At 75.6% G+C, this 11553-nt stretch carries 10 protein-coding genes; 6 read left to right on the top strand and 4 right to left on the bottom strand.

What is annotated here, in order from left to right:
• Positions 1–8: 8 nt before the first annotated feature.
• The 4 genes from ACTMS0_RS07355 (at position 9) to ACTMS0_RS07340 (ending at position 5167) form a co-directional block, all read left to right on the top strand.
• A complete protein-coding gene (locus ACTMS0_RS07355) occupies positions 9–1700 on the top strand; it encodes a sensor histidine kinase (RefSeq protein ID WP_441154338.1) in 1692 nt (563 codons plus the stop codon).
• A 7-nt stretch (positions 1701–1707) separates the two neighbouring features.
• Positions 1708–2376, top strand: coding sequence for a response regulator transcription factor (locus ACTMS0_RS07350; protein WP_088972416.1), 669 nt, complete (start codon positions 1708–1710; stop codon positions 2374–2376).
• Positions 2377–2541: 165 nt separating this feature from the next.
• Complete coding sequence (locus ACTMS0_RS07345; protein WP_441154337.1) at positions 2542–3351, top strand: SAM-dependent methyltransferase; 810 nt, start codon at positions 2542–2544, stop codon at positions 3349–3351.
• Positions 3352–3511: 160 nt separating this feature from the next.
• Positions 3512–5167, top strand: coding sequence for a putative bifunctional diguanylate cyclase/phosphodiesterase (locus ACTMS0_RS07340; protein ID WP_441154678.1), 1656 nt, complete (start codon positions 3512–3514; stop codon positions 5165–5167).
• Positions 5168–6067: 900 nt separating this feature from the next.
• On the opposite strand, the gene ACTMS0_RS07335 is transcribed toward ACTMS0_RS07340, so the two are convergent.
• Positions 6068–7204: a glycosyltransferase family 4 protein gene (locus ACTMS0_RS07335; protein ID WP_441154336.1), complete on the bottom strand. Its 1137-nt coding sequence runs from the start codon at positions 7202–7204 to the stop codon at positions 6068–6070.
• Positions 7201–8460 (bottom strand): M48 family metallopeptidase, encoded by a 1260-nt coding sequence (locus ACTMS0_RS07330; protein WP_441154335.1) that lies wholly within the window; start codon positions 8458–8460, stop codon positions 7201–7203. The genes ACTMS0_RS07335 and ACTMS0_RS07330 overlap by 4 nt, the downstream gene beginning before the upstream one ends.
• 276 nt (positions 8461–8736) lie before the next feature.
• Here ACTMS0_RS07330 and ACTMS0_RS07325 point away from each other — a divergent pair, with 276 nt between their 5' ends.
• The gene (locus tag ACTMS0_RS07325; RefSeq protein ID WP_441154334.1) at positions 8737–9249 is read left to right on the top strand and encodes a toxin-antitoxin system HicB family antitoxin; all 513 of its coding nucleotides are present in this window, start codon (positions 8737–8739) and stop codon (positions 9247–9249) included.
• An 80-nt stretch (positions 9250–9329) separates the two neighbouring features.
• The gene (locus tag ACTMS0_RS07320; protein ID WP_441154333.1) at positions 9330–9533 is read left to right on the top strand and encodes an ABC transporter permease; all 204 of its coding nucleotides are present in this window, start codon (positions 9330–9332) and stop codon (positions 9531–9533) included.
• 78 nt (positions 9534–9611) lie between these two features.
• On the opposite strand, the gene ACTMS0_RS07315 is transcribed toward ACTMS0_RS07320, so the two are convergent.
• Both ACTMS0_RS07315 and ACTMS0_RS07310 read right to left on the bottom strand, forming a co-directional pair.
• On the bottom strand, positions 9612–9827 hold the full coding sequence (locus tag ACTMS0_RS07315) for a hypothetical protein (protein ID WP_441154332.1): 216 nt from the start codon (positions 9825–9827) through the stop codon (positions 9612–9614).
• Positions 9828–10033: 206 nt separating this feature from the next.
• Positions 10034–11485, bottom strand: coding sequence for an NYN domain-containing protein (locus ACTMS0_RS07310; RefSeq protein ID WP_441154331.1), 1452 nt, complete (start codon positions 11483–11485; stop codon positions 10034–10036).
• Positions 11486–11553: the final 68 nt, after the last annotated feature.

Here is an 11553-nt window from a genome sequence, read left to right as displayed (position 1 = left end):
TCCGTCACGTGCCCGCCTCGACACCCGCCCTCCCGCGCCCGCACCCTCTCGCCGCCGCCGCGCGCGTGGTCATGCTGGCGCTGGTCGCCGTCCTGACCCTGTTCGCCACGCGTGACGTCGCCCAGCTGTGGTGGATCGGGCTGCTGGCGGTGGCGGGCCTGCCCGCGCTGCTGGCGCCGACGCACCACCGGCTCGGGCCGCTCAGCCGGGTAGCCGAGGTGGTGGTGCTGGGGCTGGCCGCGAGCCAGGTCGCCGCCGTCGCGACGATCGGCGCGCAGAACGGCGGGCTGGGCGCCTCGGCGGTGCTGCCGTACCTGGCCGTCCCGGTCACCGTCACGGCGCTGCGCCGGCGGTTCCGCGAAGGCGCCGCGCTGCTCGCCGTCGCCGCGGTCACCCTGCTGGTCGCGGGCGCGCTGACCGAGGTCGACGGGAGGCGGCAGCTCGCCCAGGTCGGCTACCTGGCCGTCTGCGCCCAGTGGCTGATCCTCGCCGCCCTCGGGCTCTACGCGGCCAGCACCCTGCACCGGGTGATGCAGGCGCGCGGCGACGGCAAGCCGCAGCCGTACGCCGAGGCGACCCGGCTGCTCACCCAGCTCCGGACGGTCGCCCGCCAGCTGCCCGGCGCCACCCTCGACCCGGGCGGCATCTCGGAGCACCTGCTGGAGGAGTTGCGGGCGGTAGCCCGGGCGGACCGGGCGGCGGTGCTGTCGGCCAGCGGCGGCGGGCGGCTGGTGGTGCTGGCCCAGTCGGGCGTCGACCGGGTGGACTGGGAGACGACGCTCGACGCGGACTCGGCGATCGCCGACGCGTGGGCCAGCCAGCAGCCGCAGACCGCGGCCCGCTCCCAGGCCCGCTCGCACACCGGCAGGGAGGTCTCCGCGCTGATCGTCCCGCTGGTCGCCGGGGTGCGCACGGTGGGGCTGGTGGTGCTGGAGGCGGACGCCGCGCACGCGTACCCGCCGGACGTGGTGTCCCGCGTGACCGCGCTGACCAGCCCGGCGGCGCTGCGCCTGGAGGCGGCGCTGCTCTTCGACGAGGTGCGCTCGCTGGCCACCAACGAGGAGCGGCAGCGGCTGGCCCGGGAGATCCACGACGGCGTGGCCCAGGAGCTGGTCATGGTCGGCTACGGCATCGACAACGCCCTGGCCACCGTGCACGACGACGCCGAGGAGACCGCCGAGAGCCTGCGGACGCTGCGCCAGGAGGTCACCCGGGTGATCACCGAGCTGCGGCTGAGCCTGTTCGAGCTGCGCAGCGAGGTGGACCGGCACGGCGGGCTGGCCGCCGCGATCGCCGAGTACGCCCGCACCGTCGGCGCCTCCGGCGGGCTGCGGGTGCACCTGTCGCTGGACGAGTCGACCGCCCGGCTGCCCGCCGCCACCGAGGCCGAGCTGCTGCGCATCGCCCAGGAGGCGGTGACCAACGCGCGCAAGCACGCCGGCGCCGCGAACCTCTGGGTCACCTGCGAGGTGGACCCCCCGTACGCGCAGATCGAAGTGTCGGATGACGGTCACGGGATGGGTGACCAGCGCACCGATGGGCACTACGGTCTTGCGATCATGGCCGAGAGGGCGGAACGTATCCGGGGCCGGTTGGAGATCAGGCCGCGGCAGCCGAGCGGCACGACCGTGGCGGTGGTGGTCGGTTCGTCGCCCCGGCGCGATAACGTGCGTGGCAGCGAAGCAGCAGAAGGGGAGTAACCCGAGGATGACCACAAGTCCGACACCGGCCACCCGCACCAAGGTCCTCCTTGTCGACGATCACGATCTGATCCGCAAGGGCCTTCGGCACGCCTTCGAGCGCGACCGGCAGTTCGAGGTCGTCGGCGAGGCCGCCACGGCGGCCGAGGGCGTCCGCCAGGCCGGTGCGCTCCAGCCGGACGTGGTGATCATGGATCTGCGGCTGCCCGACGGCAGCGGCCTCGAGGCCACCCGTGCCCTGCGCAAGTCCAGCGCGACCATGGGGATCGTGGTGCTCACCATGTACGCCGGCGACGACCAGCTCTTCGGCGCGCTGGAGGCCGGCGCGAGCGCGTTCGTGCCGAAGACCGCCCCGGCCGACGAGGTGGTCGCCGCGGCCCGGCACGCCGCCTCCTCCCCGAGCGCGTTCACCGCCGCCGACCTGGCCGAGGCGATGAAGCGCCGGCTGGCTCCGTCCGGTCCGCAGCTCTCCCCCCGCGAGGGCCAGGTGCTGCGGCTGCTCGCCGACGGCATGAGCGTCGCCGGCATCGCCAAGCAGCTCTTCGTCAGCGAGTCCACCGCCAAGACCCACATCTCGAAGCTGTACGAGAAGCTGGGCGCCGCCAACCGCGCCCAGGCGCTGATGACCGCGCTGCGGCTCGGCCTGCTCGAGGCACCGGACGCGCCGAAGTTCTGACCCGCCCCGCGGCACACCGCCGTCGGTCCGCGCCCGCCCACCCGGCGGGCGCGGACCATCCATCGACCTCCGTATTCGACCCGTGCGGTCGCACACGCTATGGTCTCCCCCGGCGGAGGGGCGGTCCGCGGGCAGCGCGGCCCGCGCTCGGTGAAGAGGTGAGGCATGGGACGGCCGGACTGGGCACCCGACGAGATCGACATCGAACGTCCCAGCGTGGCCCGCATGTACGACTACTACCTGGGCGGCTCGCACAACTTCGCGGTGGACCGCGCGGCGGCGCAGGCCATGGTGGCGGCGGTGCCGGAGGCGCCGCTGATGGCCCAGGCCAACCGGGCCTTCATGCGCCGGGCCGTGCAGTTCCTCGTCGACGCCGGAGTCCGGCAGTTCCTCGACATCGGCTCGGGCATCCCCACGGTCGGCAACGTGCACGAGATCGCGCAGCGGGCCGCGCCCGACGCCCGGGTCGTTTACGTCGACGTCGACCCGGTGGCGGTGGCGCACAGCCGGGAGATCCTCGCCGGCAGCGACGGGGCGGCGATCGTGCAGGAGGACCTGCGCCACCCCGAGCGCATCCTCGACCACCCCGACGTCCGCCGGCTGCTCGACTTCGACCGGCCGGTCGCCGTGCTCATCGTCGCCGTCCTGCACTTCGTCTCCGACGACGACCGGCCCGCCGAGCTGCTGCGGACGCTGCGCGACGCCCTCGCCCCGGGCAGCTGGCTGGTGCTGTCGCAGGCCAGCGCCGACGGTCGGGGTGACGACGAGCGGGCCGAGGCCGAGGCGGTCTACCGGCGCACCGACAACCCGCTGTGGATCCGCAGCCGGAGCGAGCTGACCGCCCTGTTCGACGGGTTCGAACTGGTGGAACCGGGCGTGGTCTGGGTGCCCCGGTGGCGCCCGGAGTCGCCCGAGAGCGCCGAGGAGGCCGAGCGGTCGGCGTTCATCGGCGGGGTGGGACGCCTCGGTGGTTGAGAGGCGGTCCGGAAACACCGGGGCGGCGCGCCGACCCGGCGGCCGGGCCGGGGTCGGCACGGCGGTGTGGCCGGCGGCGGAGGCCGGCGTCGCCGCGTCCGGCGCGGTGACCTTCGCCCGCGCATGGGCGAAGGCGGTCAGCGGGACGAGCTACCTGCCGATGACCCAGGCCCAGCTCGAGGCGCTGCTGTGCCGCCTCGCCACGGACCTGGCGGCGGCCCTGCTCACCGAGCCGTTCGACCTGCGCGCCGGGCAGCGGGTGGGTGCCGAGCTGGTGGCCGCGCACATCGCGTCCGCCGAAGGGCTGGGGCGTACGGTCGAGGTCGTCCAGCTACGGCTGGTGCGCGACCTGGGGCTGGTCGCCGAGGACGTGGAGGACCGGATGGCCCGGCTCCTCGCCGCGGTGACCACCGGGTACGCACGGGCGCTGCGCGACCGCACGCTCGACGAGCAGGAGTCGATCCGGCGGGCCGCGATGACCGCGCGGGCGGAGGCGGAGCAGGCGCTGCGGGCCAGTGAGGCCCGTTTCCGGCACCAGGCCACCCACGACCCGCTCACCGGCCTGCCGAACCGGGCGCTGTTCACCGAACGCCTCGCCGCGGCCGTCAACGCCACCGGCCGGGGCGCCGAACGCGTCGGGCTCTGCTTCCTCGACCTGGACCGCTTCAAGCGGGTCAACGACTCGTACGGGCACCAGGTCGGCGACGCCCTGCTCACCACGGTGGCGGACCGGCTCCGGCGGGCCCTCGACGGCCACCTCGTGGCGCGCCTCGGCGGCGACGCGTTCGTCGTCCTGATCGAGAACACCGCGGGCACCCGGGACATCATCGCGGTCGCCGAGGCCGCCCTCGCCGCGGTGCACGAGCCGACCCTGGTGGCGGGGCACCAGGTGGCCGTGACGGCGAGCTTCGGCCTCGTGGAGCGGCAGGTCGCCGGCACGTCCCCGGGCGAGCTCATGCGTGCCGCCGACTGCACCATGCACTGGGCCAAGTCGGCCGGCGGCGACTGCTGGCAGCTGTACGACGCCGACCGACACCACCGGCAACTGGCCCGGCAGGCCCTGTCGGCGGCGATCCCGGCCGCGCTGGAGCGGGGCGAGTTCTTCCTCGACTACCAGCCGCTGGCCTCCCTGCGCGACGGCCGCCTTCTCGGCGTGGAGGCGCTGGTGCGCTGGCGCCACCCCGAGTTGGGCGTGCTGCGCCCGGACAGCTTCATCGACCTGGCCGAGGAGACCGGGTTGATCGTGCCGCTCGGCGGCTGGGTGCTCGCGGAGGCGTGCCGGGCGGCGGGGTCCTGGTCCGCGAGCGGCGGGGCCGCGCCCTTCGTCAGCGTCAACCTGGCCGTACGCCAGGTGCACCGCCCGGGTCTGGTGCAGGAGGTACGCGCGCTGCTGCGGCACACCGGCCTGCCGCCGGAGCGGCTCCAGCTGGAGATCACCGAGAGCACCATGATGAGCACCGCCGAGGAGCCGGTCCAGGCGCTTCGGGTGCTCGCCGACCTCGGCGTACGCATCGCCATCGACGACTTCGGCACCGGGTACTGCAACCTGGCGTACCTGCGGGATTTGCCGGTGACCGAGCTGAAGGTGGCCGGGGAGTTCGTGGCCGGGTTGCGGACCCCGCAGGCCCGGGCCGACGAGCGGATCCTCGCCTCGCTGGTGTCGCTGGCGCACGCGCTGGACCTGACGGTCACCGCCGAGGGTGTGGAGACGGCCGGGCAGGCCGAGCGGCTGCGCGCCATCGGCTGCGACGCCGGGCAGGGCTGGCACTTCGGCCGTCCCGAACCGGCCGACCAGATCCTGGCCCGCCTCTCCTAACCGCCGCCCCGACCGCCCCCGACCGCCCCCCGCCGCCCCCGACCGCCGTCGGCCGCCCCCGACCGCCGTCGGCCGCCCCCGACCGCGGTCCGTCGTCCGGAGCCCGCCGCCGCTGAGCGACGCCGCCGCGTGTGGAGCCGGCGTCGGTGACTCACGCGTCCCGACCGCTGTCGAGCTGCCCCTACCGGTGGGGCACGAGGCGTCATCCCGGCCCCGGCACGACGCCGCCGCGTCTCGAGCCCGCATCGGCAACGGCAGGCTGCCGAGCTGCCCCTACAGACGGGGCATCAATGCGCCCATCCCGACCCCGACACGCCGCCGCGCCCGGAGCCCGCGCCGCCAACGGCAGGCTGCCGAGCTGCCCCTACAGACGGGGCGCCGGTGCCGCGCCATCCGGACCCCCACCGGGTGGTCCATAGATGGGGCAGCTCGACAGCACACCGCCCGGCATCCAGACCCGGCCACGAGACGACCGACGGCTCCGCCTGGCGACGCCCGCCCCCCGACTGCCGCCGCCCGCCGCCGCCGAGCGATCCGCCGGGTTGTGGAACGGCGTCGGTGAGGGCAGGCTGTCGAGCTGCCCCCGACAGGCGAGGGGTCCGTTCGCTGTCGGGTTCCCCGACCGGTGGCGCATCCGATCGCTGGAGAGCTGCCCCTACTGACGGGGCACCAATGCTGCGCCATCCCGGGCCGACACCGGTTGGTCTCATGGATGGGGCAGCTCGACAGCCCACCACCCAGCATCCAGGCCCGATCACGAGCGACAGCGCAGCTCGACACGGCATCAGACCCGCCACGAACCGGCATACAGACCCGCCACGAACCGGCATCCAGACCCGGTCACGAGACGATCGACCGGCTCCGCCTGGCGACGCTCGCCCCGACCGCTGAGCCCCGGGGTCAGCTGGCGAGGAGGGCGGTCATCCGCTGGGCCTGGGTCTCCCAGCGCCACTCGCGTTCGACCCAGGCGCGGCCGGCGGCACCGAACTGGCGGGCCAGGTCGCGGTCGGCGAGCAGCGTCGCCACCCGGTCGGCAAGCTGGGCGACGTCCCGCCCCCGGACCACGTAGCCCGTCTCCCCGTCACGGACGGCGTCCGGCGCGCCGCCGGAGTCACCGGCGACCACGGGCAGACCGGTCGCGGAGGCCTCCAGGTAGACGATGCCGAGCCCTTCCACGTCCAGGCCCCGGTTGCGGGTGCGGCAGGGCATCGCGTACACGTCGCCGGCCGCGTAGTGGGCGGGCAGCTCGGCCGCCGGGACCGTGCCGGTGAACACCACGTCCCGCTCGACCCCGATCTGCCGGGCCAGCTTCTCCAGCGTCGCCCGGTACGGGCCGCCCCCCACGACGAGCAGCGCGGCGTCCGGGACTCGGCGGCGGATCTCCGGCATCGCCCGGATCAGCATGTCCTGCCCCTTGCGCGGCACCAGCCGGGACACACAGACCACCACCGGGCGGTCGGCCAGCCCGAGCCGCACGCGCACCGGCCCGCCGTCGACCGACGGGTGGTACGCGTCCACGTCAACACCGGGGGCGAGACGGTGCAGCTCCGTGACTGCGTGCAGCGCCCGCTCCAGCCGGACCCGCGTGTACTCCCCCAGGTAGGTCGTCACGTCGACGCCGCGTCCGATGCGGCGCAGCGCGGCCCGGGTGCCGGGCAGCGCCGCCCAGCCCACCTCGTGCCCGTGGGTCTGCGCCACGACGCGTCGGATCCCGGCCCGCCGGCGCAGGCCCGCGGCGAGCAGCCCGAGCGGCGCCGCCGCGCCGAACCACACGGTGTCGCAGTCGTACGTCCGCGCCAGCCGCGCCGCCCGCCGCGCCACCAGCGGGGTGGGCAGGAGCAGGCGGGTGCGTTCGCGTACCACCTCGAAGGGCTGGTCGGCGTCGAACTTATCCGCGCCCCGCCAACTCGAGGCGTAGACCACCACCGACCCCGGAGGCTGCCGGACGGCGAGGTTGTGCACGAAGGACTGGATGCCGCCGGGCCGCGGCGGGAAGTCGTTCGTGACGAGCAACGTCCTCCTGGTGCGCTCGCTCATCGACCGGTCTTCCTGGCGTAGGCGCGGGCGGCGGCGATCCGCTCCACGGTGGACGGGTGGGAGGCGGAGTACAGGTACTCCAGGCGAGGTGGATCGGGGTCGGCGAGGTTGATGCCGGCGAGCCGCCGCTGCATCGCCTCGAAGGCGGCCGGATCGCCGGTGAGCGCGAGCGCGTGGGCGTCGGCGCGCGCCTCGACCCGCCGCGACATCAGCGCCTGCGCCGGCGCGGACAGCAGCCCGGCCACCGTTACCAGCGCCACCAGCATCGGGAACGCGCGGGGCTGGGCCACCGAGTCGACGCCGGCCAGGCGCAGCAGCGGGCCGGAGGAGCCGAGCAGGTAGAGCGCCACGACCGCCGCCGCCGCGCCCAGCGCGCCGGTGAGCGTGCCGACCGCCACGTCCCGGTCCTTCGCGTGGCCCAGCTCGTGCGCCACCACCGCGGTCACCTCGGCCGGGGTGGCCTCGCGCAGCAGCGTGTCGTACACAACGATCCGCCGGGTCGGGCCGAGCCCGGAGACGTACGCGTTGACGGCGCGGGTGCGGCGGGACGCGTCGGCCACCAGAACGTCACGGACCGGCACGCCGTCGCGGGCCGCCAGATCCGTCAGCTGGGTACGCAGCGGGCCCGGCTCCATCGGGGTGAACCGGTTGAACACCGGCTCCACCAGCACCGGCAGCACGAACGACAGCAGCACCACCAGGCCGGCCGCCCCGGCCGCGCCGAGCGCCCACCACCAGCGCGGCGCCAGCCGGATCACGCTGTAGAAGCCGAGCAGGGCCACCGCGCCGATGACGGCACTGACGGCGTACGACTTGAGCAGGTCGACCGCCCAACCGCCCCAGCCGTTGGTGGCCAGCCCGTAGCGGGTCAGCACGGCGTGCCGCCAGGCGGCGAACGGCAGCGTGACCAGGTCGGCGACGAGCACCACGGCGAGCCCGCCGAGCACCGCCTGCGCGGCCCAGTGCCCGCCGAGGGGGCGCCCGGCCAGCTCGACCAGGCGGCTGCCCAGCGGGGTGAGCCCGAGCCCGAGCGCCACCAGCAGGCCGATCGCGAGGGCGGCCCAGCCGCCGGGCCGCAGCGCCGCGCGGAACTCACGGCCCCGGGCCACCTGCTCGGCCGGCAGGTCGCGCAGGGCGGCGAGCTGGTCGGCGCGGGGGGCCGGTGGCCGCTGCCACGGGATCAGGACGGCGGCGGCGACGGCGAGCGCGAGCACCAGCCCGGCCAGCGTGAGTACCGCCCAGCCGCGCGGGCTCACCGGGCCATCCCCCGGCCCGGGACGCCGACCATCGCGAGGGGCCTGCCGTCGTCGCGCCGCACCCGCGTCATGCCGCTCCTCCCGCCGTGAGCGCCCATCGTAGTGGCCCCGCAGCGACGGCGGCCGGGGTGTCCGCGACGTCTCACCGTCGCCTCGACCGGTCCCCCGGGTAGGCGGCGGCGTCGTCACGGTAGGGGGCCCCAGCCTGAGCCAGACTGAGCCATGCTGAGCCAAGACGGCTTGCTTTGGTGCCATGAATTGCGCCAGAATGGCACCATGAACCTCACCCCGTACGTCGACCTGCTCCGGCGGGAACTCGCCGTCGCCGCGGAGGCCGGGGGCGACGAAGCGCGGGCGCTCGCCGAGCGCCTCACCGCTCCCCTCGAGTCGGCGATCCGGCTCACCCTGCTGGAGGCGCTGTCGGCAGCCAGCGCCGAGATCACCCGCGACCTCGCCCCCGGCTCGGTCCACCTGCGCCTCACCGGGCGGGACCCGGACTTTGTGGTGACGCCTCCGCCGATCGAGCAGCCACCGGCGGCCGACCAGGCGACGAGCGTCCCCACGACCCCGATCGACGAGATCGCCACGCCCGGCGACAAGGGCGCGACATCCCGGATCAACCTCCGCCTGCCCGAGGACCTCAAGGCCCGGGTCGAGGAAGCCGCCGCCCGAGAGCGACTCTCGGTCAACTCCTGGCTCGTCCGGGCAGCCGCCGCCGCGCTCGGGCCCGGCGGCACCAGCACCCGCGCCTCCGGCACCGGTCAGCGCTTCACCGGGTGGGTGCGCTGACCCCGGCCGGCAGATCCGCATCCACCCCATCCCCTGGACAGACACGACACAAGTTCCTGCCCTTCATCGGCAGCGGGTTCGTGCCGACGGACTCGATGCCGGCCGGCCTTCGGCAGTTCGCCGAGCACCAGCCCTTCACGCCGATCATCGACACGCTGCGGGGCCTGCTCACCGACGGCCCGGTCGGCACCGACGCCGCGGTCGCCACCGCATGGTGCGCCGGCATCGCCCTGGTCGGCTACCTGTGGGCGAAGCGCCTCTACAACCGGGACCCGTCCCGCTGACCGGACACCGGGCAGGCCGCCCGCCGCGACCTCGCGGGTGTCCGGCCCGACCCGCCACCCCGCCGCGACGCCGGCCGTTCACGCCACCCGGCGGCGGCGGCCCGGACGGCGCACCTGGCGCCGCGGCTCCGGCAGCACCTCCACGGTGAACCCCGCCCGGGCGAACACCTCGATCGCCCGGGCCTCGGCGGCGCCGAGCCCGCCCGTCGGGGACGCCTCGTCGAACAGGGCGGTCACCAGGCAGCCGGAGCAGCCGTCGCCCCGGATCCCGCACCGGTCGCACTCGATGAGCATCTCTCCTCCTGATGCGCTGGCGGTGATCATGCCGCGTCGTCGCCGCCCAACCACCGTCGGTCACATCGACGCTATTCGCGGGGTACGACAGAAACCGGACAAGCGGCGGCCATCGTGGAGATCTTGGAAGGAAACGGCCCCTGGCCCGGGGCCAACTCTTCCCAGATCTCGGAGGCCGACGCGACGGCTGCCCGCGGAGGAGCCGGTCAGGAGCGGGCGAGGCGGCGCAGCAGCGCGTCGGCGCCGAGCGGGTACGCGCCGTGCCGGCGGACGCCGTCGGCCACCTCGCGGTCCGAGGAGACCACCACCACCGGCCGGCCCGACGGCTCGGCCCGGACCAGGCGCCGGATCAGCTCGTCGGCGGTCTCCCCCTTGCGGGAGAAGAGCACGCGTACGCCACGCGGGGCCGGCGGCAGGCCGTGCATCCGCTCGGCGCCGTCGAAGACCACCGTCACCTCGTCACCGGTCTGCGCCGCGATCCCGCCGAGACCGGTGATGAGCCGCTTGCGCTGCTGCTCCAGCGACATCTCGCCGAACCCGCGCTTGGTGACGTTGTAACCGTCCACCATCAGGTGCGCCCGGGGCAGGGCGAGCAGCTGGTCCAGCCGGGCCGGGTCGTCGGTGTCCCGGGCGCGGGCCGCCGTGCCGGCCGCGGTGGTGCCGGACTGGTCGGCGAAGGCGTCGGCGACGAAGTCAGCGGGCAGCTTGTCCACCGGCTCGAGCGCCAGCTCCCGCCGCAGCCCGACGGCGGCCTGGCCGATCGTCTCCAGCAGCAGCCACAGCCGGGCGTCGTCGACCGACCGGGCCTCCTTGGCGCTGGCCCGGGCGACCCCCGCCGCGGCCTCCGCCTCGGCCAGTCGCGACCGGGCCCGGCGCAGCTCGGCGTCGGCGTCGGCCGCCGCCCGGGCGGCCCGGCCGCGCTCGGTGGCGAGCAGCTCGGACGCCTTCCGTTCCCGGGCCTGCGTCTCGCGCAGCGACCGCGCCAGCTGCCGCGCCTCCTCGCGGAGCTGCCCCAGCTCCTCCCGGACGCGGGCCAGCTCGTCGCGGAGCTTCTCCGCCTCGACCCGGGCCACCGCGCGGTCGTGCTCGGCGCGGGTGGCGCGCTGTTCGGCTTCCCGGACCAGCTCGGCCACGACCGCGCTGTCCGCCTCGGCGCGGACCGCCGCGCCGCTGGCCTCGATCAGCTCCCGCCAGCCGCGCGGACGCGCCAGGTACGCCAGCGCCGCCACCTCCACCGGGTCGGCGGCGGCCGGCGCGGTGCCCTCGACCACGGCCGCGCCGAGGTCACCGGCGTCGGCGAGCACCCGGGCGGTGACCCGCTGCCGGAACAGCGGGTCGCTGGTGAGTTGGGCCGCGATCGCCGGCGCGCCGAGACGCGCGCGGCGGTTGGGGGCGAACTTGGCCACCCGCCGCAGCGGGACGGGCACCTCGTCGGCCGGCAGGCCGGGCAGGACGGCGGCGGCGAGGGCCACGATCCGCTGGCGGACCGGCTCGGGCAGTACCGGCTCCGGCTCCGGGCCGCCGTCGTCGGCGGCGGTGGTGCCGGCCGCGACGGGGTCGTCGAGAGTGCCCCCCGTACCCTCGACGCCCGCGTCGGGCGCGGCGGCGACCGGTTCCTCCGCGGAGAGGTGGTCGTCGTACGGCTCGGCGAGGGGCATGGGGCAAGTCTCCCACCGCGACCGGGCTCACCGCCCATCGAGTGAGCCGATCTCTCGTTGCGGCGGAT

This window comes from Micromonospora sp. H33, assembly GCF_052068455.1.
Taxonomy (GTDB): domain Bacteria; phylum Actinomycetota; class Actinomycetes; order Mycobacteriales; family Micromonosporaceae; genus Micromonospora.
Note: the sequence above shows the minus strand (reverse complement) of the source record. Positions and strands in the feature narration are given on the sequence as shown.